This window comes from Parapedobacter brassicae (assembly GCF_051400755.1).
In the GTDB taxonomy this organism is placed as follows: domain Bacteria; phylum Bacteroidota; class Bacteroidia; order Sphingobacteriales; family Sphingobacteriaceae; genus Parapedobacter.
Window position 1 is genome coordinate 71,498 of sequence record NZ_JBLFFL010000003.1, and the last position, 26,264, is coordinate 97,761.

A 26,264-nucleotide genomic window follows, 5' to 3' on the forward strand; every position below is an offset into this window, starting at 1 on the left:
CATACGCAAAAAGACGACTCTTTTTATCCATTAACAATGCTTTCAAAATCACAAATCCGAACCATCACCTCGCTCCAGCATAAAAAATTCCGCCGGGAACATAGCCTGTTCATCGTAGAGGGCATTAAATCGGTAACGGAATTTCTCCGGTCGGATTATCACGTGCAACACCTCTTTTACACCCCCCAGGCGGCCGCAAAATTGATTAAAATCCCGCACAATATAAAATCGGAAGAAACCGCCGTGCAAGAAATCAGCGAAGAAGACCTTAAACGCATCAGTTCATTGACGACACCCCAGGGCATCCTGGCGCTGGTCGGCATCCCTTCCTACCCTTCGCTGACAGGCGCTTCGCTTCGCGGCGGCTTCCAATTGGTATTGGACGACATCCAGGACCCGGGCAACCTGGGCACCATTATCCGCACCGCCGAATGGTTTGGAGTCAGCCGCATCATCTGCTCGCTGGGGTCCGTAGATGCCTATAATCCCAAAGTGGTGCAAGCCAGCATGGGCTCCCTTGCCCGGATACAGGTACACTACACCGACATCGTGGCACTCACCACCAGCGCAGCGGTGCCCGTCTTTGGCGCCGTGCTGGAGGGGGCCCCGCTATACGATGCCGATTTTGGCCGCGAAGGACTGGTGGTGCTTGGCAACGAAGGCAACGGCATCAGCGTCGACGTATTGGCCAATATTCAACATCCCATCACCATCCCGCGGATAGGGCAAGCCGAGTCGCTCAATGTCGCCGTTTCCGCTGCGCTTTTTTGTGCGGAGTTGGTGCGGAAAAAATAGTTTTTTTGTTTATTTTTATGGTCGTCATCCCGTAACAGGAGTTCCGCGAAAACAATGCTTTAGGACGCCATTACGTAATCTATTATTGCCATGCATCACTTAAAATATCCAATCGGCAAGTTTATCAAACCGGATATATTGGATGAGCATGTCCTCGCTTCGGCCATCGCAACCATTGAGGCTTTCCCCCAAAAACTCCGGGCAGCCGTAGCGCATTTAGGCGAAGAACAGCTTGACACCCCATATCGGCCGGGTGGTTGGACCGTCCGGCAGGTCGTGCACCATTGTGCGGATAGCCACATGAACAGCCTGATCCGTTTCAAGCTTGCCCTGACGGAAGATAACCCGACCATCAAACCCTATTACGAAGACCGCTGGGCCGAACTTGCCGATGCCAAGGCAATGGATATCACCCCTTCCTTGAGCCTATTGGACGGACTGCATAGCCGATGGGTAACCTTGCTCAGATCCATCACGCCAACTGAATTAAAGCGGGTTTTCATCCACCCCGAACAAGGCAAACATATTGAGCTCGGCGAATGCATCGCCCACTATGCATGGCATTGCAACCATCATTTGGCACACATTATTACGTTGAAAAAATCAACGCATTGGATATAGCGCGGGAAGCGAGCAGATCATACACCAACACGTAAGGATTATGGAACAGGCCGAAAAAACGATGATTGAAAACCTGTACAAGAACACAGGCAAGACGTTCGAACACTGGATAGCCCTAGTGAAACAGGGAAATTTCGAAAAGCATGGGCAAATCGTCAAATTCCTGAAAGAGCAGCACGGCTTCACCCACGGGTTTGCCAACTTCGTGGCGCTCAAGGCAAAGGCAGCGGATGCAGGCTCCGTGGAAAACAAGGATGAATTGATTGAAAAGCAATACAAAGGGAAAGAGCACTTCCGCCCCATCTACGATAAGCTGATTGCGGAAATCAAACGTTTTGGCAACGCTGTGGAAATCGCCCCCAAGAATGCCTATGTGAGTCTACGTCGCAAGAAGCAGTTTGCCATCCTCCAACCGGCCACGAAGACCCGATTTGAAATCAGCTTGAACCTCAAGGGGGAGCCCCCCAAGGGTAAGCTTGAAGCCATCACCGCAGCTAATGCCATGTGCTCGCATAAAATCAACCTCGGCGCCGAGGTTGAAATAGACCAAGAGACGCTCGGCTGGCTTAAAACCGCTTATGAGCGGGCTGGGTAACCGATTATGAGCACTGATACGTTCCCGAAAATTTCGTTGACATCCACCCATAGGATACAATCCGTTGACCTTCTGCGCGGATTGGTTATTGTACTGATGGCCATTGACCATGTGCGTGTCTATTCAGGCGTTCCGGCTGGCAACCGTTGCAGACGGTTGCCTATGATTAGCCGCCATGAAAGAAAGCGATCGCCAAGAGATTTGGAATTATTACAGCAACTCATCACCGTTCTAGCTGAACACGGCCATCGAGGTCTTGGCAGAAAGTACAAACCGCATAAACTCGCAGGAAATCCGCTTATCCCGCTTTCAATATACCAGCAAAACCAAACTGTCCGAATCCGAACACCAGATGTCCGAATCCGAACACCCCCGCAGCCATAACCGCTCAATCTGCCAGCCCTATGGCTTTTTTTAGCATTGGCAGGTTTGTTGCCCCGACAAACGATGACTGATGAATTAACACTAGCGGCAAACGGCTATGATCAAAACCCACCTCAAAACCGCCTGGCGAAACCTGATTCGCCATCGGCTGAATAGTTTCATTTACATCGCCGGACTGGCCATTGCACTGCTCTGCGTGGTGTTCATTGGCATATATATCGAAGATGAGCGTAGCTTCGACCGCTTCCTGCCCGATGCCGACCGGATCTACCGGGTAAACCTGGATGGCAAGATGGGCCCCGAGGAGTTTGTCGCGGGCAATACCCCTCCCCCTGTTGGCAAGGCTTTGTCAGACAATTTTCCTGAGGTAACGGACTATACTCGCCTTTATCTATGCAACCCTGAAAATATCAGCTATACGGGCAACGCTCAAAAAAAAATGTTTACGGAAACACGGTTGTTTTCCGTGGATTCCAATTTCCTTAGTTTTTTTCAGTACCGGCTATTGGAAGGGGACGCGACAACAAGCCTTCAACATCCCTATTCGGTGGTGCTCACTGCGCGTACGGCAAAAAAGTACTTTGGGAATGAGCCAGCCATCGGCAAGCGGCTTCAGTTCGATGAATGGAGCGAACCCTTCGTCGTCACCGGCGTGCTCGAAGACCTCCCGTCCAATTCCTCTTTGCAATTTGATCTGCTGATGCCCAATAGTGCCATGCCTCCCGTGGAGCGCTTTTCCTGGAGCTGGGTATGGTTGCAGATGAACACATTTGTGAAGCTGAATGCTCCATCAGCGAATCCGGAAACCGTCGCCAATATGGAGCGTAAATTCCCAAGTATGGTGCGGCAGCTCGCTGCGGGTGCTTTTGAACGTATAGGTAAACCATTTGATGAATTTCTGAAAAACGGCGGGCGATGGAATTTATTGTTACAACCGCTAACAGACGTTCATTTGGGCTCAACGGACATCTACAGCAGCCATATCACGCATGGCAACCCTACCGCCGTCCGTATATTCGCTGCCACAGCCTTGTTGATATTGGTATTGGCCTGTATCAACGCTATGAATCTTGCCACCGCCCAGGCGTTACGCAGAAGCAAGGAGGTGGGTGTGAAAAAAGTGCTCGGCTCGGCACGGAAGCAGCTTATGATGCAGTTTCTCGTCGAATCGGCGTTATTCAGCTTGCTGGCTATCGTCATTGCCGTGTTACTGGTTTGCGGCCTATTACCGTCATTCAACCAATTGACAGGCAAATCCTTTTCCATGGCCAGTATACTGACCATGCAGCATGTATGGGCATTGTTGACGCTCCTGATTGTTACGGCGTTACTTTCCGGCTTATATCCCGCTGTATACCTAACCCGTTTCAAGCCGGCGGCCATTTTCAAGAGCAACGCTAATCCCGCCAGCATTTTCAGTGAGCGGCTGATCAGGGATGGGCTGGTCGTATTCCAATTTGCCATATCCACTACCCTGATCATTGCCTCCATTATCATCTACCAGCAATTACGCTACACCAATGAGGCGGATCTAGGCTTCGATAAGGAACATGTGCTGCTCCTTAACCAAGTAGAGAAAATAGGTCCGGCCAACCAACCACTGACAGCGGAACTGCGGGGCATCCCCGGTATACAGTCGGCAAGCTTGTCCACCGGTGTTCCTTCAAAATCGTCTTTTGGTGATTTTTATGTGCCCGAACCGACAGCCCAAGCACCCGATGTCGTAAAAGATATCCCGCTGAATTCCTTTATGGCTGATGAGCATTTTACAGCCACCATGGGAATGGATATGGTATTTGGGCGGGCCTTTTCACCCGACTTCAACGATTCTACTTCGGTTATCCTGAATGAAACAGCGGTGCGACAGATTGGGTGGACGCCCGAGACGGCCGTAAGCAAGCATCTCCAGTATCCGGGCAACGGCAACCAACGGTTTGAGGTCATCGGTGTCGTTCGGGATTTCAATAGTGAGTCGCTCCATACATCCATCATGCCCTTCGCGTTGTTTCATTTTTCATCCAAGACATTTTATCCCCGGCAGCTGTACATCGCAGTGCGCTTGGAGGCCGGGCAATACCAACAAACGCTGCAACACCTAAAAGATCGCTGGCAGGCGTTTACGACAGCGGTACCGTATAATGCCACTTTCATGGATGATGAACTTGAGGCGCTTTACCGGGCTGATCAACAAGCGGGATTTACGTTTGGTATATTTACCCTCCTTTCGGTGTTGATCGGGTGCATCGGCCTGTTTGGTTTGGTGACCGCTACCACGGCGCGGCGCGTCAAGGAAATCGGTATCCGCAAGGTGTTGGGAGCATCGGTGTCCAGCGTGGTGACCCTGCTGTCCAAAGATTTTGTTAAGCTCGTGCTGATCGCCATCGTCATTGCTTCTCCCGTAGCATGGTGGGCCATGAACCAATGGCTGGCCGATTTCGCGTACCGCATCGACATCGAATGGTGGACGTTTGTCGTGGCCGGATTAGGCGCCATAACCATCGCACTGCTCACCGTGGGCTGGCAGGCCATCCGAGTGGCAATCGCAAATCCAGTCGAGTCGTTACGCGATGAATAATCTTATTGGCTAAATACGAATATCATGTGGAAGAATTATTTTAAAATCGGTATCCGGAACATCCTTAAGTACAAGGTTTTCTCTTTGATTAATATCTTTGGTTTGGCATTGGGCATGTCCGTTTGCATGTTGATTATCCTCATGCTGGCAGATCAAAAAAACATGGACCGCTTCCATGTGCATAAAGACCGGATATACCGTATTATTTCTGACGAGGATGATTCAAAGGCCCCGAATGCCGCTACGGCCTTCCCATTGGCCAACGCCCTGAAAACGGATTATCCCGTTGTGGAGACGACCACCCACTTGATCAAGGGAATCGGGGGAGAGGCCCGGTTTGACGGAAACATGGCCGAAATGAAAGGCTATTTTGCCGATGCTTCTTTTTTCAAGGTATTCGGGTTTACGTTGGCGCATGGCGATAAGGACAAGGCGCTGACGCTGCCGAATTCCATGGTGATTGGCCAAGAAATGGCTGAAAAGCTCTTTGGCGATGACGACCCGATTGGGAAAACCGTTGAATTCTTCGACAGGGGCGGCGCGCTGGATGACGAACCTGTTAACTGGGGGCTTTACACCATCACGGGTGTCATGGCTGAACATCCTAAATCCCACCTGGAATTTGATGTGCTGGTAGCGGCTTCTTCTGCAGCCCTGCTTATTCAGGAAAACAAAATGGCGGATTTTACAGCCGCTTGGAACGATTATCAAAGTTATACCTACGTGTTGCTTGCGCCCGGAAAGCACGCTGCGGACCTGGCCGGGGCGTTGAACGACCTGGCGTCTCACCAATATGCCGGAGAAGATACCCCAAAAGGCTACAGGCTCATGGCGCAACCCCTCTTGGATATCAATCCCGGAATCATCGTGCGCAACCCGCCCAGTGAAAGCCTGCCGATGCTGGTGTACTATTTTTTGGCCGTCCTGGGGCTGTTAATCCTTTTTTCGGCTTGTCTTAATTACATCAATCTGTCCATTGCCCGGGCGCTTACCCGTGCCAAGGAAATCGGTGTCCGCAAGGTAAACGGCGCGCACAGAAAAGACCTGATCTTCCAATTCATCGGCGAATCTGTTTTGACCGCGTTATTGGCGCTGGTTTTTTCCTTCGTTTTCCTGTTTTTCATCAAACAGGGCTTTGAAGGGCTTTGGATCAATCAAGATCTGAAGCTGGATTTACAACCAACCGTCGCCGTGTACCTCATTTTCGTTGTTTTTGCGTTGCTTATCGGATTTGTTTCCGGCGCCTACCCGGCGTTGTATATTTCCAAATTTTCGCCAACGAAGGCCCTTAATAATTTGTACAAAGACACGCCGGGCAAATTGGGTTTCCAAAAAGTGTTGAGTACTTCGCAGTTTGTCATTTCCCTCTTTTTCATCATCACCTCCATTTTGATTTACAATCAGGGAAAGCATTACCTCGAATTTGAATACGGGTTTAATTCCAACGGCATCATTAACATTGCACTGCAGGGGAATGACCACCAGCGGGTCGTCCATGAATTAAATGCCATGCCGGAGGTCGCCCTCGTCTCTGCGTCGGATATTATCCCGGCTACTAATGTAGAAAACGGCATCAGTCTCCGAGCCGCAGGGCGTGAGGAAGAGCCTACGCAGTTCAACATCCTGAATACCGATGAGCATTTTATCGCTAACATCGGCGTCAACCTCGTGGCCGGCAAGGGGTTGCCTCCCGAGGGCGTATCATCCGACCGGTATATTTTAGTCAATGAGGCAACCGTCCACGCATTGGGTTACCAACACCCCGATGAACTCATCGGGCAAGTACTCCAAACAACCGATAGCGCCGCATCATTGGAAGTCATTGGGGTCGTGGCCGATTTCAGGTATAAAATGCTGATGAACCAGCATGCGATCGGGCCGCTGGTATTACGGAATAAACCGGATGAATTTAATTATGTCAATGTCCGCCTGGCCGCTGGGAATTCCATCGAACAGATAACCAAACTGGAAGAAAAATGGGAATCCATTGATCCCGTTCACCCGCTTGAGTACCATTTTTTTGATGATCAGCTGAATGCCATGTACCGGTCCATTTTTGATATCGTTACCATTTTGGGATATATCGCCTTTTTGGCGGTCACCATCGCTTGTTTGGGGATGTTTGCCATGGCCACCTATACGACGGAGCGCCGGACCAAAGAAGTGGGTATCCGGAAGGTGTTGGGTGCCGGCAACCTGAGCATCGTCTTACTGCTGTCCAGGGGGTTCATCCGCATCCTGCTGATCGCCGTACTGATCGGCACACCGATTAGCTATTTGGTCAACAACCTCTGGCTGCATAATTTTGCCAACCGGGTCGATTTTGGTTTCGGTACCATGATGCTCGGCGTCGCGGTTTTAGTGACGCTGGGGTTGATCACCATTGGCGCACAGACCATTGCCGTGTCGTTAAAAAGCCCTGTCGATACCCTGAGGAGCGAATAGGGCATATCTTTAACAAATTTTAACGATTTTATACCGTAACTTTACGGCCCATGAATAACACCTACGCACTGATCACCGGCGCTAGCCAAGGGCTAGGGAAAGCCTTTGCATTGGAGTTGGCCAACAGGCAGATCAATACCATACTGGTCAGTCTCCCGGGCGAAGGCATTGACTTTATCGCCGCCCAAGTAACGGCATTGGGCGTGGAGGCACACTGCTATGAAACGGACCTTACCTCCAAAGAGAATATTGTAGCCTTGGCCGCCTGGACGAATGAGCGGTTTCCCTTATCTATCTTGATCAACAATGCGGGCTGTGGGGGCACGCAAAGTTTTCAAGACGTCACGGTGGACTACCTCGACCGCATTATCCAGCTCAACGTCAAAGCCACGTCCCTCCTCACCCACCAGCTATTGCCCAACCTGATGAAGCGCGACAAGGCCTATGTGCTCAATGTGGGCAGCGTGGCCGCTTACAGTCCCATCGGCTATAAGACCGTCTACCCCGCGTCCAAGGCCTTTGTCTACAGTTTCACCCGCGGACTCTATCAGGAGTTTGCCGACAGCAATGTCTTCTTCAGCATCGTCAATCCCGGTCCGATGATGACCAATCCCGACTCGTCGGCCCGGCTTCAGCAACAGGGGTTCTTTGCCACCATGGGATTGCTCACGCCCGAACAGGTTGCCGCCGTATCCATCAAGCAGCTCTTCAAGCGCGATACGCTGATCATGCTCAACTGGGTGAATAAACTTACCTGGGCGGTGATGAAATTCCTGCCGGTGTACATCCGGCTTCCCCTGCTGACCAACGCCATCAAAAAGGAAATCAACCGCACATGAATGTATTGGTCACCGGGGCCAATGGGTTACTGGCCACCAACACCATCCTGGCGCTCTTGGCTCGGGGGTACGGGGTCAGCGGACTGATCCGAAACCCCAACAAATTTCTGCTCCCCCCGCAAGATGGCCTGCAACTGGTGGTGGGCGACATCACCGATCCCAATGCCTTGGAGCGGGCCATGGAACATTGCGATTACGTCATCCATTGCGCGGCTACGACCGAGCAAAGCCTGTTGCATTATGAAGATTACCACCGCATCAACGTAGCCGGTACCGAGCACGTCATCCAAGCAGCGTTGAAGCATCAGGTCAAGAAGATCGTCTACGTCAGCACGGCAAACACGTGCGGCTATGGCTCGTTGGATCAACTGGGCGATGAGACGACCCCCATGAAATCCCCTTTCAAACAGGCCTGGTATGCCAAAAGCAAGCGCGAAGGCGAAAACCGGATATTGGCCGCCAGGGGGCAGATCGACGTCACGGTGGTCAACCCCACTTTCATGCTCGGCCCCTACGACGGCAAGCCCAGTTCAGGCGCCATCATCCGATTGGGCTACGGCAAGCGGCTGGTCTTCCACCCCCCCGGCGGCAAAAACTTCGTCAACGTTGCCGATGCGGCGCTGGGCGTGGTCAACGCCCTTGAGCAAGGCAAAAATGGCGAAGTGTACCTGCTTGCGGGCGAAAACCTCAGCTACCGCGAGTTCTTCAGGAAGTTGGCGCAGCAAACCGGTAGCCGCCCGGTGCTGATCGCACTACCGAAGGCACTCCTGTTACCCTTGGGCTACCTGGGTGATCTCCTCCGGGCAGTCGGCATCAAGACCGCCCTCTCCGCCACCAACATGAAAATCCTGTGTGTCCAAAATTATTACACCAACCACAAGGCCCAGCGCGAACTGGGAGTTACCTTCCACCCCATTGATCAGGGGATTGCCTCTGCCGTCGATTGGTTTAAGGCGCATCAGATGCTCTAGGGCCGTCGGCTCATGTTAGCCCAGGCTTGCTCTCAGCTGTTCCAGCAGGTCGTCCGATTTCGTACGTTTTACCTTGATCTTACGGATGGTTGGGCGTTTACCCTTGGCCTTCGCGCGGATGATCTTCATCAGCTCGTTACTGTATTCGTCTTTATAGTCGCCAATATTGAAATCGCCCGCATGCCGCTTGATCAATTGCAGGGCCATATCCATCTCCTGCTTCGCAATATTGATTTTATCGGGTACGTTCAGCTCATCCACCGGCCGTACCTCTTCTTGAAACCGCAGCTTATTGAGCATCAGCACCTGCTCATACGGGCGGATCACCGCCAGGTTTTCCGCATTCCGCATCACAAAGGTCGACAGACCCGCCATTTTAGTTTTCTCCAGCGCCTTCAGCAGCAGCATATACGCCTTTTCGCCCCCTTTTTGCGGCTGTAGGTAATATGGCGTATCAAAATAAACGCTTTCGATATCCGCTTCTTTCACAAAAGATTGCAAGTTGATCATCTTGGTTTTTTCCGGACTGGCCTCTTCAAAATCAGCGTCATCCAGTACGATGTAATCGTCATTCAGCAGAAAACCCCGCACAATATTATCCCAATCCACCTCCTTGCCCGTCCGTTCATTCACCCGTTTATACCGTATCCGCGCTAGATCTTTACGATCAAGCATGTCAAAATCCGGGCGGCTATGTGTGGTCGCGCTATACAGCTTCACCGGGATATTGACCAGTCCGAATCCGATGGCACCTGTCCAAATCGCTTTCATGGTAATCCTGTTGGTTTATACCGTCAACAACCGAGCGACTATATTGTTGGTGTCTATCCATCGCTTTGGTATGACCTTTGCACTTGTGTGGGTATGAAACAAAACTACATAACAATGAAAGCGCGATTTTTTGCAGTGATCATCGCCATGGCAATCACTGCCGGCGCGTCTGCACAGCAAACGGTCGAAGACATCAATCCGCGAAATTCGTGGATCAAAGCCGGGATCAACGTGGGCTTGCCCATCGGCACATTGGCCGATCAGAGCAGTGTCGCCTTGGGTGCCGAAGTAAAGGGGCAGCTGATGTCGACCCCCAACTGGGGATTGGGACTTACCACCGGGTATACCCATTTCCTTCCCAAAGAGGGGTATGAACACTTCGGGTCCATCCCAGCAGGCGTTTTTGCCCGCTATTATCCCACCAGCCAAGGATTTTTCGCCGGCACCGATGTCGGCTACAGCTTCCAAACGGGCAGTGGTTCAAATGCAAACGGTGGCGTGTATGTCCGGCCGCAGGTGGGCTATCACAACCGGCTTTGGAACATCTTCGGTTTTTACAACGGTGTGTTCAGGGGCGAGTCTAACGGCGGTCACCTGCAACACGTAGGCATCGGCACTACCTTTAACATCATGTTTAATTAAGCGGTTCTTCCGCAGATTCATTCTTATCGATAGGCGCCAAAAAAAATTGGCGCCTATTTTTTTATTAATATTGTTGTGTTAATGGATATCGTATGTTAAGTTTGTCTGTTCAGGCAGAATATCAACCATGGCAAAAAAAATTCTTTATGCGGAAGACGACGGCGATATGCTCGAAGTCGTATCAGAATTTATGCAATTTGAAGAATATGAGGTGATCACGGACAACGGCAAGTCGATCAAGAAAAAATTGAAACAACACCCGATCGGCCTGATCCTATTAGACGAAAATCTAAATTGGGGCTGGGGAAGTGATCTTTGCAGGGAGCTCAAAGCGGACGATGAGACCGCAAACATCCCCGTTATACTCATTTCTGCGATGCGCAACATCGACGAGATTGCCCAAGAATGCGGAGCCGACGCGTACATCCGCAAGCCCTTTGACATCTACGATGTCATTGATGTGGTCAATGAACACTTTCTGCCGCAATAGCAAGGTAGGACAAAAGGCGAAAATCAGTAGGTTACATGAGCGAAGAAACAAACGCGACACCCGAAGAAAACCAACACAACAGTTCCGAAGATACCCAATTGGATAGCCAAACCATCCCGCTGTCGGGATTATACGAAAACTGGTTTTTGGACTATGCCTCCTATGTCATCCTCGATCGGGCCGTGCCGCACATCAATGACGGATTCAAGCCTGTACAGCGCCGTATCCTCCATTCCTTGAAAGAGATGGACGACGGGCGGTTCAATAAAGCCGCCAATGTCATTGGCAATACGATGAAATACCATCCCCATGGGGATGCCTCCATCGGCGATGCCATGGTACAGCTCGGGCAGAAAAATCTGCTGATCGACTGCCAGGGCAACTGGGGCGACCCCGTCACGGGCGACTCGTCCGCGGCACCGCGCTACATCGAGGGCCGCCTTTCCAAGTTTGCCAACGAGGTGGTGTTCAATCCGGATACGACCGAATGGCAGCAGAGCTATGACGGTCGCAACCGCGAGCCGGTGACGTTGCCGGTCAAGTTTCCACTGCTGCTGGCCCAGGGTGCCGAAGGGATCGCCGTAGGCCTGGCCACGAAGATCATGCCCCATAACTTCATCGAGCTGATCGATGCTTCCATCGACGTGCTGCGCGGTGGTCGGCCTCACCTGCTCCCCGATTTTCCCACCGGGGGTTTCGCGGACTGCTCCGCGTATAACGAAGGGCAGCGCGGCGGCAAGATACGGGTGCGCGCTAAAATCGAGGAGCGCGATAAGAAGACCCTCGCCATCACCGAAATCCCTTATGGCACCACCACCGGCGGGCTCATCGAGAGCGTGGTGGCAGCCAATGAAAAAGGCAAGATCAAGATCAAAAAAATCGAAGACAATACGGCGCAGCACGTCGAGATCATGATCCACCTGGCCCCGGGTATCTCGCCCGATGTCACCATCGATGCGCTCTATGCCTTCACCGCGTGTGAAGTGTCCATTTCACCGAATACCTGCGTGATCCGCAATGATAGGCCGCACTTCATGAGCGTCAACGACGTGCTGATCGAAAACACCAAGCAGACCCGAAGCCTGCTCAAGCAGGAGCTCGAGATCCGGCTCAGTGAGCTGCAGGAGCGGATCTTTTTCAGCAGCCTGCTCAAGATCTTCATCCAAGAGGGGATGTATAAGCATCCCGACTATGAAAATTCCGGCGATTTCGATACCGTCGTGCAGGTGCTCAACCGCTTGTTCACGCCCTTCTTCGGCCAATTTTACCGCGAGATCTTGCCCGAAGATTATAAGAAGCTCATTGATAAACCCATGAGCAGCATCACCCGCTTCGACGTGAAAAAGGCTGACGAGCAGATGGCCGCGCTGGAAGAAGAGATCAAAAAAGTGCGGCATCACCTCCGCCACCTGACAGACTATGCCATCGCCTGGTTTGAGCGGCTCAAAGAGAAATACGGCAAGGGGCGCGAGCGCAAAACGGAAATCCGGGCATTCGACCGCGTAGAAGCTGCCCAGGTGGCGCTCGCCAATGTCAAACTATACGTCAATCGACTGGATGGCTTCATCGGTACCGGCATGCGCAAAGACGAATACGTGGGCGACTGCTCAGACTTGGATGATATCATCGTCTTTCGGGCCGATGGCAAATGCCTCGTCTCCAAAGTGCAGGATAAAGTGTTCGTCGGCAAGGACATCATCCACGTAGCGGTATTCAAAAAGAACGACGACCGCACCGTATACAACCTCATCTACCGCGACGGCAAATCCGGCATGGCTTATGTCAAGCGCTTCTCGGTAGTGGGTGTCACGCGCGATAAGGAGTACGACCTCACCAAGGGCGAAAAAGGGTCTAAGGTAGTATACTTCACCGCCAACCCGAATGGCGAAGCCGAAGTGGTCAATGTGCAGCTCAAGCCCCACTCGAAGCTCCGCAAGCTGCAATTCGACCTCGATTTGGCCGAGATCGCCATCAAGGGGCGTAGTTCACAGGGCAATATCGTCACCAAATACCCCATCAAAAAGATCCTCCTCCGAAGCAAGGGCGTATCCACCCTGGCGGGCCGGAAAATCTGGTTCGACGGCGTACTCAAGCGGCTCAATGCTGATGGTCGCGGCCAATACCTTGGCGAGTTTGACGGCGACGACAAGATCCTCACCGTCATGGCCGACGGCGCCTATGAGCTGTGCAGTTTCGACCTGAGCAACCATTTTGATGAAAAGCTCATTCATATCGAAAAATACCAGCCCGAGCAGGTCTACAGTGCGGTGCACCGCGATGGCAGATCGGGCATTCATTATGTCAAACGGTTTGCATTCGAAGACACCCCGATAGGCAAACGCACGTCCATTATCAGCGATGAGCCGGGGTCTAAGCTGCTGCTGCTCACGAAAGCCGCGGTACCGTTGGTGCGCATCGGGGTCTTGAAAGGCAAAACCCAGACGGCCGATACGCTGGAGCAGAACCTGGCGGATGTCGTTGATGTCAAAGGTGTGAAGGCTCAGGGCAACCGGCTGAGCCCGCATCAGGTTACATCGGTGGAGCTGATCGACGCACCGGTAGCGGAAACCACCGATATACCTGTGGAAGCGACGGATGCGCCAGCGGAAACGGCTGATGTGCCAGCGGAAACTGCCGTGGAAACTGCGGATGTGCCGGGGGACGCGGGGGATGCAGCGCCAGCAGATGCAGCGCCGGAAACCACCAGTGAGCAGCAGGCGACAACCAACAAACCGGCAGATGCCGCGCCGGACAAGGCAGATGCCCCGCCTAAACCGCAAGTGGATTTTGAGATTACGAATCCGGATGATATCCAGATGGATGAGAATGGGCAAATGGGGTTGTTTTAAGGAACTAAGGTATTGCGTCGCGGCAGGGATCTGCTGCGCGTTGCTTGCATCTCCAAGGCCGCTTACGCAATACCTTAGTTCGATACGGGGGTTATAGGGTCGCGGCAGGGATCTGCTGCGCGTTGCTTGCATCTCCAAGGCCGCTCACGCAAATACCTTAGTTCGATACGGGGGTTATAGGGTCGCGGCAGGGATCTGCTGCGCGTTGCTGGCATCTCCAAGGCCGCTTACGCAAATACCTTAGTTCGATGTGGGGGTTATAGGGTCGCGGCGGGGATCTGCTGCGCATTGCTTGCATCTCCAAGGCCGCTTATGCAATACCTTAGTTCTGTGCCGGGTTTATAGGGCGCAGCTCCGACCGTAATTCCGTGCGGCTCTGGCCGCCCCACTACGCTGCCCGCAGGCCCCCTCGTACCGCTGAAAATCCCGCCTTAGCCAGCTGCGGCACGCAGTGGGATGCACTACCAACCGTAGCAGCTGGGTACAGCGGGGAGTCTTTGGTTACTTTCTGCGGAAGAATTGCGTAGCAATCATCCATACCGATGAAAGCAGGCGTGAAATGGATAACGTAACATGCCCGGCTGGCATAGAGACCAAAAGCCAGTCGCGGCAGCGACAAAAGCCTCGCGCAGCGGAATTGCGTAGCAATCATCCGTAAAGAGCCCCCCTCCGGCTTGAGGCGGAAACTGGTACGCAATTTGCCATTGCCATGGCATGTCCTTGAAAAGCAAAACGATCACCTTGGCGTTTGCGCTTTTAAATTTGCTCTCAGCACACGCGCAACGCTCTTTTGACTTCAGCGAAAATCCAGCATACAAGCCCTCCTTGGGCGGCCTTGTCGGCACCACCGGTGTCGGGTTAGCGTTCTATCACCCTTTGGGTGTCCAGTTCGGTCTACAGGCGGGCGTTTCCCTCATGCCTTACAATACACAGATCGTCGCCCAATACGGCGAGCACGAAACAAGGTCGGAAGCCAGGGCGCGGCTGCACAATGCACACCTCCTACTCGGTTGGGTTCCATTCTACCGTGCTGAAAACGGTTTTCGCCACCTGGCCATCAACGTCGGCGTGGGTTACCTGTTTCAAGCCCAAGGCACCATCGATACGCGCTTGAATGAATCCTATTACTATGGCGACATCGAGCTGCCTCCAGCAGACATCGGCACCATGCACACCACCATCTCGTGGGATGAGGCTGTAGTCCCCTATGGGGGACTTAGTTTCGGCGATGTCCGTATTGACGATCACTTTGGCCTGAACTTTGCCTTAGGAGGTTATCTGCTTTCGCAACCTCGTGTAGAGGTGGTTGGTACGGGGCTGCTCCAGGGCAATGAGGCCAACCAACCTATCATCGAGCGAAACATCAAAAATTACCGGTATTTACCCAATCTACAATTGGGTATTGCCTATAGTTTTAACGCGTATTGATATGAAAATCCACCAACATCTGATTGCTTCGTTGACAGTCGCTGTACTATTTACCATACAGAGCTGTGAAAACCCACTAAAAGATGTCAGTGTGGTTGTCGATACCGAGGCTGTCCAATACGGCACGGCCATCCAAATCATCGATGAGCAGGGCAATACGGTGAGCGACCTGACGGTGGCCATCAGCGGTGAGGATGCCGAATACATTTACGGCATGGAAGGCCGGCAGCAATTCGAGATCACCGACGGCCTGCTTGGTCTAGGTGTACACCCCCTCCATGCACCCACGGAGAGCGACCCTGTCAGCTTCGCAGTACAGTTAAGCGGCGAGGGCTACGTCAGCGAGACGGTGCCCATCACCATCACTGTATCGCAGCACACCAGCGCGCACGTTGTACAAATCCGACGGGAAACGGCCTAGGAGGCGAAAAATAGCGATTGAAACAGGGAATTTAACATACGAAAGTGGTTTTCGGTCAATAGCTTAACATAAAATTCAAAACAATTTAATAACAATTGAGTCTTTTGGTATATTTTTTGAAATATCAGCAACAGAATTTATTCAATTTTTACGTTTTCTCAGGAAAAAAGCGTAATTTTACTAAAATTTTCAATCAACTTCTTGTGTTGATTAGCAAAAAACGGTTGTTCCAAGCACCATCTATCTATTAAAGAAATGCAAACACGTTACAGTTATCTTCTCAAGTTTGTATTGACCTTCTCCGACTTGATATTACTCAATGGGGCGTTCGTTGTGGCCAGCATCACGACCGACTATTTCCAGTTTTTGGACGAGCACCTCGTCTATCGGTATTACCTACCCATCGCCAACCTGATGTGGCTATTGTCCGCTGGTGTGTTCCGGCTGTATACGCAGTCCACCGTGATTGATCTGGACGGCATTTACCGGGCCACGTACCGGAGCGCTGCCCTTCACGTATTGCTCTTCTCACTATATGTATACTTGGCCGATATCGGCGCCACCCATACCGTATTATTCCTCAGCACATTCCACCTGTTGTTTGGCGTACTGCTCGTCCTCAGCCGGCTGATCGGCACCTATGCTCAGCGTGTGCTCATCCGCTATTTCCAGATCCGCAAGACCGTGGCCATCATCGGTAAGAATGAAGGCAGCAGGCGGCTCGCCCGGTATTTCCGTGCCCACGAAAAGGATTATGCCTTTGAAGGCTACCTTTCCGAGAGCCAAAGTTCACTGATCAATGACCTGGGTGAAGTCACCAAGACCGCATTGCGGCAATTTCAGCGCGCCGTAGACCGGGGTATCCAGGAGGTATACGTTTCGCTCCCCCCGCATCAGATTGCGCTGGCATCCAACCTGTTGGAGACCGCCGAGCAGTTCTGCCTGCGGGTCAAGCTCGTACCCGACCTTACGCGGCAAGACAGCCTGCCCTATGAGTTCAGCGTATTGGGGCCTGTACCGGTGGTCAGCATCCGGCAAGAACCCGCTTATGATATGGAAGGCAGGTTCAAAAAACGGGTGTTTGATCTGGCCTTCAGCGCCGCCGTCATCCTTTTTGTACTCAGCTGGCTGTACCCCATCATCGCGTTGCTCATCCGGTTAGAGAGCCGCGGCCCCATCTTATTCAAACAACTGCGCAGCGGTCGCGACAATAAGCCTTTCCTCTGCTATAAATTCCGCAGCATGCGGGTCAATTCCGATAGTGATAAGGTACAGGCTACACGCGATGACAACCGCATCACCCGCATCGGTCGTTTCCTGCGCAAAACAAGTCTTGACGAATTACCACAATTTTTCAACGTATGGCAGGGTCATATGAGCGTAGTGGGCCCTCGCCCGCACATGCTCAAGCACACCGAGCAATACAGCGCGATGATTGATCACTATATGGCCAGGCAGTTTCTCAAACCCGGCATCACGGGTTGGGCCCAGGTCAACGGATACCGTGGCGAAACCACCGAACCACGTATGATGGAACGGCGCGTGGCCCACGATCTCTGGTACCTGGAAAACTGGACGACAATGCTCGACGTACGCATTGTCTTTCTGACCGTCATTAATGTGCTTATCGGTGAGGAAAACGCCTATTAAATTAAAACGATCTTTTTCCTCATCCGTTTACGTAACAACACACAAGCAACAAAATTTCGTTTTACCCAACGATCGGGATGTTTACGTTTTTGAATAAAGCAAAGAATCACACGAGTTTGGAATGGTTGGGCGTGGATATCCACTCCCACCTATTGCCCGGCCTTGACGACGGCAGTCCGGATGTAGAAACGTCTGTTGCCTACATTAATCGCTTGGAGGCATTGGGATTGCGGCATTTCTATGCGACCCCCCATATCTACATGGAAATGTACCCCAATACCACCGACACCATTCTACCGGCCTTGGATCGCCTACGCGAGGCACTACCAGCAGGTATCCAATTGGAGGCGGCTGCCGAATACATGGTAGATGATGCCTTCGGTACGCTCTTTGCCAATGGGAAGAAACTCTTGACGCTGCCTGGCAACCACGTACTCATCGAGATGTCTTACGTGGCTGAGAGCGCACCGATTGAGCGGGTCATCTTTGAGTTGCAAGTGCAGGGCTACAAGCCCATATTGGCCCATCCCGAGCGGTATGTCTTTTATCATGGCCGTTCGGCGCGCTACGAGCAGCTCAAACACCTCGGTTGCCAGTTTCAGATGAACATCCTTTCGCCCACAGGCTATTACAATCCCCAGGTCAAGAAAGCCGCGCAAAACCTCTTGAAGCGAGGCATGATCGATTTCGTGGGCACGGACCTGCATCACCAAAAACACCTCGCGTCCATCGAGAAGTTCGTCCTCAGCGGAGATGCGCACGGTGTCTTTAAGAAAAATCCAATAAAAAATAGCAATTTACAAACATGACAAAAATAAGCAAAACGATCTTCCTTTTCCTGTTAGCGGTCTTTTGTTTGGGTGGTTGCGTAACTACCAAAAACACGGTCTATTTCGGTGATATCCCAACAGACAGTCCAAATGTCAAACTTCCCGAATATAAGGAGCCTGTTGTGCTGGTAGACGACATCTTGCACATCACCATTCAGACCATCGATGGGGGGACTACCACGGCCATCAATCAATTATCAGGAGGCATCGCCAATGCGGGCAACCCAGCCGCGCCAACCGCTGTCAACAGTTCGGCACCTAGCGGATATTTGGTGGATAAAGAGGGGCAGATTTCGATGCCTATGCTCGGAACCCTGAAAGTCGTTGGATTGACTACCTCGGAAGTGCGGACACTTGTCAGCGAAGAAGCCGCTAGGTATTTCAAAGACCCCACTGTACAGGTGCGATTCGCCAACTTCAAAATCACGGTTATCGGCGAGGTCACCCGCCCTGCTACCTACACGGTGGCAAGCGAAAAAATTAACTTACTTGATGCGTTAGGCATGGCTGGCGATCTGACCATCTTTGGCAAACGTGAAAACGTCATGCTCATACGAGACAATAATGGTGAAAAGGAATTTGTCCGCTTTAACTTAAACTCGTATGATACCTTTACCTCTCCTTATTTCTACCTAAAACAAGGCGATGTTATTTACGTAGAACCTGGAAAAGGCAAGGTCGCCCAAAACAACGCTGCGCGCACACAGATGGTTTCCATCCTTGCGAGCGCGGTTTCCATTATCACGGTGATTATGACTCGCGTACTATAATTTTCACATTCCTAACACTGTATATATGAAGGATTGGCAAGAAACGGATTTTGAGCCGGAAGCAAAGGAAGATAATAAAGGCTTAATAGAGCTGCTGCGCAAGGTACTGACCAACTGGTATTGGTTTGTCATCTGCGCCATTCTCGGCATCAGTATAGCCTACTTGAATTTGCGTTACAGCACCCCCGAATACAAGATCAACGCTAAAGTGTTGATTACAGACCAACAAAAAGGGGCCACCGGTGCCAGTCCGGCGGAATTTATGGGTGACTTTACCAGTCTGTTCGGAGGGGTCAACTCGGTTGACAATGAAGCTGAGATTCTCAAAACCCGATACCTGATGGAGCAAGTGATCCAAAAGCTCAATGCTCAGGTTGCCTATTTTATTCCCGGCAATATTCGTGATGTTGAAATTCAAAAAGTTCCATTCCATATCAACATCCTAAATACAGATTCGCTGACCGGACGTTCCTATCAGCTCACGTTAAAAGACTCGCTCAGCTGTTTGATTACCGCGGAAAATTTTGAACAAGAGGTTTTTTTTGATCACCCAACCACATTGCCTGGATTAGGCACCCTTCTTTTCACCAAAAATCCCGAGGTCTCTTTTACCGAAAAAACATACAAATTCGAGATCGCCCCCTTCGACAGTCGGGTTAGCCAGTATATGGGCCGCTTGGCCGTTGGTGTGACCAATAAGCAGGTTTCGATCATAGACTTGTCATTTGACCATCCGTTAAGAACGAAAGGCGAAGATATTTTACGCACTGTTATCGAAACGTATACCGAAAATAATCTGAAGGATAAAAATACGATTGCCGATAGCACCATTTCTTTTATTGAGAATCGATTGCGATTGGTTACCGAAGAGCTGGGCGATGTCGAAGACACCATTCAAACCTTCCGACAAAGTCAACAATTGGCAGATATCACCGCTCAGTCTCAACTTTTGTTAGAAAACACTTCTGAAAGCTTCAATGAATTAGCCAATGTAGAAACTCAATTGACTATTCTTTCGAGTCTACGCGAATATCTGCAAGATGAGAACAATCGGCGGGTGCTTCCCAGCGCGATCCTGCCTGGAGATGTCGTATTCAGTACCTTAATTGAGCGATATAACTCCTTGCTCTTAGAACGGGATAGACAACTATTAAGTGCGACGCCGGATAACCCGACCGTTCAAAACCTCGATGGACAATTGAGCAACCTTCGGGCTGATATATTGGAAAACGTGAATGGCACTCAGCGCACATTAGAAATTACGCGTAATCGCCTTCGTCAGAAAACCGATGCATTCGAATCGCAGGTGAGGACCGTTCCTGCTACCGAACGTCAATATTTGGCGCTTGCTCGTCAACAACAGATTAAGCAAGAATTATATGTTTACCTCTTACAAAAACGGGAAGAGACGGCTATTAGTAAAACAGCCAACATCCCAAGCATCAGAGTTATCGATCCACCAAAAGCAGATGTACTCCCTTTTAGTCCCCGCCGAGCTAGAACACTGTTCGCTGGGTTGCTCATCGGCCTCATCATTCCGGCTGCCATTATTTACCTAAGAAGTCAATTAAACACCCGTATTCGACGCAAGGAGGACATCAGTCGATATACACAGGTACCTGTGATAGGCGAAATCAGCCATAACACAAAAAAGGAGACACTAGTCGTCAGCCCAGAGTCCCGTTCAGCCATCGCTGAGCAGTTCCGCGCATTGCGCACCAACCTTTCATTTTACCTACCACGGTCAGACCAAAAGACCATTTTGCTGACCTCCAGCATGAGCGGAGAAGGGAAATCATTTGTCGCACTCAACATGGCTATGATTTTCGCCGTTTCGGGCAAACGCGTGGTGCTCATGGAAATGGACCTCCGCAAACCGAATATATCTGCAAAATTGGATAAACCCAATGAAGTCGGGTTTACCAATTTCGTCATTGATTCCGATTTAACACCGAGGGAAATCCTTGCGCCTTCCGGCATACATGAAAATCTGCTTCTAATCGGATCAGGCCCCATCCCGCCCAACCCCGCCGAGACCATCCTCAGCCACCGCCTGGATGAATTGATGCAACACTTGAATGATCGATTTGACTGCATTATTATCGACGCGCCTCCTGTTGGGTTGGTGACCGATGCGCAATTGCTGGGCAAATATGCAGATCTCTCGTTGTACCTCGTACGGCAAGGATACACGTATAAAAACCAATTGCAGATCGTGGAGGATCTACACCGCACGCAAAAGATGAAACAATTGGCTATCTTGGTGAATGATATCGACCCGAAGAGCGGATATGGATACGGATATGGCCAAGGATACGGTTACGGTTATTATGATAATGGACATTCAGACAAACCCTGGTGGAAATTTTGGGCGAAAAGTTAACAACCGCACTAAAACATGCTATGAACAAAAACAGTAAAATATACATCGCAGGTCACCGCGGCATGGTGGGCGGCGCCATTACACGCTACCTGAAAGACGAGGGCTACACCAATCTCATCTTGCGGACATCGGCTGAGCTCGATTTGCGCAGCCAACAAGCTGTAGATGACTTCTTTGCTACCGAGCGTCCCGACTACGTATTCCTCGCAGCAGCCAAAGTAGGCGGCATCATGGCGAACAATACCTATCGGGCAGATTTCATCTATGATAACCTGATCATGGAGGCTAATATCATCCATGCGGCCCACAAATACGAAGTGAAGAAGTTACTTTTCCTGGGAAGTAGCTGCATCTACCCGAAAATGGCGCCTCAGCCGTTGAAGGAAGATTACCTATTGACCGGTACGTTGGAATCGACCAACGAGCCTTATGCCATCGCTAAGATTGCCGGCATCAAATTATGCGAGGCCTACCGCGATCAGTATGGCCGCGATTTCATCAGCGTCATGCCCACCAATCTTTACGGCATCGGCGACAACTACCACCCCGAAAATTCACACGTATTGCCTGCGCTCATTCGCCGCTTCCATGAAGCCAAAGAAGAAAGTAAGCCGAGCGTAACGATATGGGGCAGCGGCACCCCGAAACGCGAGTTTCTGTATGCCGATGACTTGGCGGAAGCCACCGTGTACCTGATGAATAACTATAGCGAACGTCAGCTCATTAATGTCGGCACCGGGGAAGATCTGACCATCCGGGAGTTGGCGGAGTTGATCAAAGAAGTGGTCGGATACGAGGGCGAACTATTATTTGACGCCAGCAAGCCCGACGGCACGCCCCGTAAACTCATGGATGTCGGCAAGCTGCATCGCTTGGGTTGGGAACACAAAACAACGCTTAAAGAAGGAATCGCTAAGGCGTATCAAGATTTTCTGCAAAACACCTATGCAGAACGATAAACAACGAATCAACAAACAGAAGCATAAAATCAAGACAATGAAAACCGCACTCGTTACCGGAATCAATGGCCAAGACGGCGCATACTTAGCAGAATTACTGCTTGAAAAGGGATATATGGTACACGGCGTCAAACGCCGCTCTTCACTCATTAACACCCATCGTATTGACCACCTTTATCAGGACCCGCACGACGCAAACGTACGGTTCAAGCTGCACTATGGGGATATGACGGATAGTACGAACCTCATCCGCATCATCCAAGAGACCCAACCCGACGAGATCTACAACCTCGCGGCCATGAGTCACGTAAAGGTGAGCTTTGATACACCTGAATATACGGCTAACGCAGATGGTATCGGTACGCTACGGCTATTGGAAGCTATCCGGATACTTGGACTGGAAAAAAAGACCCGTATCTACCAAGCGTCTACTTCTGAGCTCTATGGCCTGGTACAAGCTGTGCCCCAAAGCGAGAGCACGCCCTTTTACCCCCGTAGCCCCTATGCAGTAGCCAAGCTCTATGCCTATTGGATTACCGTTAACTATCGGGAAGCTTATAATATGTACGCCTGCAACGGCATCTTGTTTAATCACGAGAGCCCGCTACGCGGTGAAACCTTCGTGACGCGTAAAATCACCCGGGCGGTGGCGGCCATCGCGCTCGGCTTGCAGAAGAAGATGTTTTTAGGCAATCTGGATGCTCGCCGCGATTGGGGTCATGCCAAAGACTATGTACGTGCCATGTGGCTCATCTTACAGCAGGAAACCCCGGAAGATTACGTCATCGCCACCGGCATCACCACACCGGTACGCGACTTCGTCAAGATGGCCTTTGCCGAGGTTGGGGCCGAAGTGGAATTCAGCGGCACGGGCATAGAGGAAAAGGGTGTAATTAAGTCCGTTTCGAACCCCGAGTTTTCGCTTTCCGTTGGACAGGAGGTCGTGTCTGTAGACGCTGCCTATTTCCGACCTACGGAAGTCGAGTTACTGATCGGCGACCCGACCAAATCCAAGACCAAGCTCGGCTGGGAACCGGAATATGACCTGCCCGCGCTTTGCAAGGAAATGGTGGCATCCGACGTCGAGATCTTCCGCAAGGACAATAAGACACAATGGGAACACTTGGCGGGATAAAACGTTGAAATATACAAGCATTTAGTCAATGTCAACTTAAAATATCTTCGTCTGCGAGAAACGATTGAAAGAAATTTAGTACAAAATCATCTTGAATTTGAGCAAATTAACAGAAAAAGGTAACGATTACTCATGCAGAATTTATAGACTTTAACTAGGAAGCCAAAGAAATCTTAAACTCAACATCGTGTCTGTCTATAAATCCATCGCAAAAAATTACGCAGCTAACTTATTTGGAATGGGGGTTAATTTCCTCAATCAAATTGGCATGGTACCTCTTTTTATTTCAATGTGGGGAGTAGACAAATATGCTGACTGGATTTTAATAACCGCACTCTCGACTTTCTTTACCATGAGTAACATGGGCTTAAACCAAGCCACAAATAATGCATTTGCTATCAAGTACCAACAAAAAGACTTTGTGGCCTGTAGAAAATTACTTACAAATTCGTTTCTTTTTGTTTTAGCTGTAGGTGGCTTGTTCATGTTGGTCGTTCTTGTTATAGGTTTCTTGGTCGGTTTTAAAAGTATTTTAAACACAACAGTTTTTACGGAAACAGAGACCTCTATAGTGTTTATTTTATTGCTGTTTAATGTTTTTGTAAAAATGTACGGTGGTGTTTACGCAGGCATTTACCGCGTCAAATCCTATGCACATGTAAGTGCAATGATTGATAATATAATTCAATTGTCAGGGCTGCTTATACTGTTCTTAGGAATTTTGTTACAAACAAACATCATTATAGTGATTATTGCCTATAACATACCGGCACTAATTGGGATTGTTTATCGTCATTATCGTTCGCAAAAATGGTTTAAAATTTCATTTCATTTTCAGCATTTCGATTGGATTACTTTCAAATCCCTAGTAAAACCCTCTCTGGCATTTATGCTTGTGCCATTGGGCTTTGCAGTTACAAATCAAGGGATGATATTTGTTGTTAACGCATTGCTTGGGTCAACGATTCTTGTGGCCTTTACCACAACCCGTACCCTGGTTAATTTTTTGCGTTCTCTTATAAATGCTTTCGGAAATTCCATTTATCCTGAAATATCAAATGCTTACGGGCGACAAGACAAGAACACCATAAGCAAAGTATATTACCGTTCATTTATTATTACCATATTAACCAGTCTAGCAGCGGTAATTTTACTGTTGTTTGCAGGAAAGTTAATTTTTATGATGTGGACAAATCATGCGGTTGTATTTTACAGCGATTTCTTCACGAGTATGTTGGCCGTATTGTTTGTTTCCTGTCTATGGGGACTGTCAAGTGTTATTTTATTGGCAACCAATAAACATGGCTTATTTACATTGGTATTCCTTTTAACGCAAGTTGCAGGAGTAATATTTTCGTACATCTCTTTAGTGATTTATTCAAAAATTGAGGTGGTTCCTATTGTTTTATTAATTACAGAATTGTCGTTATTAATATTCACAATGAAGGAAGTCAATAAGTTATTAGAGTCCAATTTCAAGGGAATTTTCCAAGAAATTTTAGTTGAAACAAAATATATGTTAAAAAAATTTGAAAAAAGTAATCATTTATGAAAAAAATAGGAGTAGCTACATTAGGCAATGCTAAGGAAAATTACGGACAACTATTGCAAGCATACGCGCTGCAGACCTTCTTAAGAAAATCAGGCTATGATGCGTTTTTGATCCAATATAAAAGAGCTTTTACATTGCAAGATGAAAAAGGACTAAGAAAAATAGCGAAGGCAATTTATTTGTTTTTTCGAAAATTATCTCCGTCAAAAGCAGACAATGTAAAAACAACTAACTTGTCGGTGGAGCGTCGCGATTTCGAAAATTTCTATAAAGAACACTTTGAGTTTTCAGAAGAGTTATATACAACCATTGAACAATTGGAAAAAAGACCCCCTACCGCGGACGTTTATATTGCAGGTAGCGACCAAATATGGAATTGGGGAGGAAGATATGGTTACGATAAAGTATATTTTCTTCAGTTTGGAGAAAACAACATTAAGCGTATTTCCTATGCGGCTGGTATGTCAAAAATTCCTGACGACCCTAGACTAGTAAAGGAATTGGAAATCTATTTGAAAAGGTTTAATAGTGTTTCTCTTCGAGAACCAACAGGGATTCCTCTGTTGAAACAAGCAGGTTGTCTAAATCCACAAGTCGTTTTAGATCCAACATTATTATTGGAAAAAGAGGACTATACAAAGCTCACTGAATCGATCCCACCCCCCTCAAAAGAATATATCCTTGGTTATCTCATAAATTTCAATACCGTAGAAGATATTGCATGGCCTCAAATTGAAACATATCTATCCGAAACAGATATAGATTTTAAGTATGTTTCTTCTGAAGGTTACGAAGGTGCGGTTAACAAATTAGGAATCTATGAAAATCATTACTATACAACACCGGAATGGATTGCTGCAATACAGCATGCAATATTTGTATTGACATCAAGTTATCATGGACTTTTGTTTTCCATCATTATGGAAAAACCATTCCTTTTCTTCTTTATCGACAATCAACACTCCTATGGACGAAATAGGGCTCTACACATTCTTAAGGAATTGGAATTAGAATCAAGGGTGTATCAGAAAAATGACTCGTTAACCTTTAAAGAACAGTTGCACGATCCAATTGATTGGAATAGAGTCAGGAATAAGCTTGAAAAGTTAAAAAAATCTTCTGTCGATTTTTTAATAAGCGCAATAGAAAACTAATGTCC

Annotated in this window: 21 protein-coding genes; 20 read left to right on the forward strand and 1 reads right to left on the reverse strand. The window is 49.5% G+C overall.

Translation table 11 applies throughout. The annotated features are described in order from the left end of the window. Positions 1 to 36: 36 nt before the first annotated feature. The 7 genes from ACMGDE_RS09530 to ACMGDE_RS09560 all read left to right on the forward strand — a co-directional run bounded on the left by ACMGDE_RS09530 (position 37) and on the right by ACMGDE_RS09560 (position 9,225). On the forward strand, positions 37 to 795 hold the full coding sequence (locus ACMGDE_RS09530) for a TrmH family RNA methyltransferase (protein WP_436832553.1): 759 nt from the start codon (positions 37 to 39) through the stop codon (positions 793 to 795). Positions 796 to 885: 90 nt separating this feature from the next. Continuing rightward, positions 886 to 1,416, forward strand: a complete 531-nt coding sequence (locus ACMGDE_RS09535; RefSeq protein WP_436832554.1) for a YfiT family bacillithiol transferase — start codon at positions 886 to 888, stop codon at positions 1,414 to 1,416. A gap of 40 nt (positions 1,417 to 1,456) precedes the next feature. After that, positions 1,457 to 2,011, forward strand: a complete 555-nt coding sequence (locus ACMGDE_RS09540) for a DUF5655 domain-containing protein (protein WP_436832555.1) — start codon at positions 1,457 to 1,459, stop codon at positions 2,009 to 2,011. 481 nt (positions 2,012 to 2,492) lie between these two features. Next, entirely contained in the window at positions 2,493 to 4,970 is a 2,478-nt protein-coding gene (locus ACMGDE_RS09545; protein WP_436832556.1) for an ABC transporter permease, read from the forward strand. A 24-nt stretch (positions 4,971 to 4,994) separates the two neighbouring features. After that, complete coding sequence (locus tag ACMGDE_RS09550; protein WP_436832557.1) at positions 4,995 to 7,415, forward strand: ABC transporter permease; 2,421 nt, start codon at positions 4,995 to 4,997, stop codon at positions 7,413 to 7,415. Between the two features lie 50 nt (positions 7,416 to 7,465). Continuing rightward, positions 7,466 to 8,254 (forward strand): SDR family NAD(P)-dependent oxidoreductase, encoded by a 789-nt coding sequence (locus ACMGDE_RS09555; RefSeq protein WP_436832558.1) that lies wholly within the window; start codon positions 7,466 to 7,468, stop codon positions 8,252 to 8,254. Beyond that, positions 8,251 to 9,225: an NAD-dependent epimerase/dehydratase family protein gene (locus ACMGDE_RS09560; RefSeq protein ID WP_436832559.1), complete on the forward strand. Its 975-nt coding sequence runs from the start codon at positions 8,251 to 8,253 to the stop codon at positions 9,223 to 9,225. Before ACMGDE_RS09555 ends, ACMGDE_RS09560 begins: the two co-directional genes overlap by 4 nt. A 15-nt stretch (positions 9,226 to 9,240) precedes the next feature. Here ACMGDE_RS09560 and ku read toward each other — a convergent pair whose 3' ends face one another. Beyond that, positions 9,241 to 9,996: a non-homologous end joining protein Ku gene (ku, locus tag ACMGDE_RS09565; protein ID WP_436832560.1), complete on the reverse strand. Its 756-nt coding sequence runs from the start codon at positions 9,994 to 9,996 to the stop codon at positions 9,241 to 9,243. Between the two features lie 114 nt (positions 9,997 to 10,110). On the opposite strand from ku, the gene ACMGDE_RS09570 reads away from it, so the two are divergent. The 13 genes from ACMGDE_RS09570 to ACMGDE_RS09630 all read left to right on the forward strand — a co-directional run bounded on the left by ACMGDE_RS09570 (position 10,111) and on the right by ACMGDE_RS09630 (position 26,259). Next, positions 10,111 to 10,638: a hypothetical protein gene (locus ACMGDE_RS09570; RefSeq protein ID WP_436832561.1), complete on the forward strand. Its 528-nt coding sequence runs from the start codon at positions 10,111 to 10,113 to the stop codon at positions 10,636 to 10,638. A gap of 127 nt (positions 10,639 to 10,765) precedes the next feature. Further along, a complete protein-coding gene (locus tag ACMGDE_RS09575) occupies positions 10,766 to 11,128 on the forward strand; it encodes a response regulator (RefSeq protein ID WP_436832562.1) in 363 nt (120 codons plus the stop codon). A 35-nt stretch (positions 11,129 to 11,163) separates the two neighbouring features. After that, a complete protein-coding gene (locus ACMGDE_RS09580) occupies positions 11,164 to 13,977 on the forward strand; it encodes a DNA gyrase/topoisomerase IV subunit A (RefSeq protein WP_436832563.1) in 2,814 nt (937 codons plus the stop codon). A gap of 720 nt (positions 13,978 to 14,697) precedes the next feature. Then, positions 14,698 to 15,405: a hypothetical protein gene (locus ACMGDE_RS09585; protein WP_436832564.1), complete on the forward strand. Its 708-nt coding sequence runs from the start codon at positions 14,698 to 14,700 to the stop codon at positions 15,403 to 15,405. A gap of 1 nt (position 15,406) precedes the next feature. Next, complete coding sequence (locus tag ACMGDE_RS09590; RefSeq protein ID WP_436832565.1) at positions 15,407 to 15,826, forward strand: hypothetical protein; 420 nt, start codon at positions 15,407 to 15,409, stop codon at positions 15,824 to 15,826. A gap of 255 nt (positions 15,827 to 16,081) precedes the next feature. Continuing rightward, complete coding sequence (locus ACMGDE_RS09595; protein WP_436832566.1) at positions 16,082 to 17,476, forward strand: undecaprenyl-phosphate glucose phosphotransferase; 1,395 nt, start codon at positions 16,082 to 16,084, stop codon at positions 17,474 to 17,476. 77 nt (positions 17,477 to 17,553) lie between these two features. Beyond that, entirely contained in the window at positions 17,554 to 18,285 is a 732-nt protein-coding gene (locus tag ACMGDE_RS09600; protein WP_436832567.1) for a tyrosine-protein phosphatase, read from the forward strand. Continuing rightward, positions 18,282 to 19,076 carry a polysaccharide biosynthesis/export family protein gene (locus ACMGDE_RS09605; RefSeq protein ID WP_436832568.1) on the forward strand — a complete coding sequence of 265 codons (795 nt, stop codon included), beginning with the start codon at positions 18,282 to 18,284 and terminating at the stop codon, positions 19,074 to 19,076. The genes ACMGDE_RS09600 and ACMGDE_RS09605 overlap by 4 nt, the downstream gene beginning before the upstream one ends. Before the next feature lie 25 nt (positions 19,077 to 19,101). After that, positions 19,102 to 21,459: a GumC family protein gene (locus tag ACMGDE_RS09610; RefSeq protein ID WP_436832569.1), complete on the forward strand. Its 2,358-nt coding sequence runs from the start codon at positions 19,102 to 19,104 to the stop codon at positions 21,457 to 21,459. 20 nt (positions 21,460 to 21,479) lie between these two features. Then, entirely contained in the window at positions 21,480 to 22,418 is a 939-nt protein-coding gene (fcl, locus tag ACMGDE_RS09615) for a GDP-L-fucose synthase (protein WP_436832570.1), read from the forward strand. Between the two features lie 37 nt (positions 22,419 to 22,455). Further along, a complete protein-coding gene (gmd, locus tag ACMGDE_RS09620) occupies positions 22,456 to 23,553 on the forward strand; it encodes a GDP-mannose 4,6-dehydratase (RefSeq protein WP_436832571.1) in 1,098 nt (365 codons plus the stop codon). A 187-nt stretch (positions 23,554 to 23,740) separates the two neighbouring features. Further along, the gene (locus tag ACMGDE_RS09625) at positions 23,741 to 25,105 is read left to right on the forward strand and encodes a lipopolysaccharide biosynthesis protein (protein ID WP_436832572.1); all 1,365 of its coding nucleotides are present in this window, start codon (positions 23,741 to 23,743) and stop codon (positions 25,103 to 25,105) included. Further along, a complete protein-coding gene (locus ACMGDE_RS09630) occupies positions 25,102 to 26,259 on the forward strand; it encodes a polysaccharide pyruvyl transferase family protein (RefSeq protein ID WP_436832573.1) in 1,158 nt (385 codons plus the stop codon). Before ACMGDE_RS09625 ends, ACMGDE_RS09630 begins: the two co-directional genes overlap by 4 nt. The last annotated feature ends 5 nt before the right edge of the window (positions 26,260 to 26,264 follow it).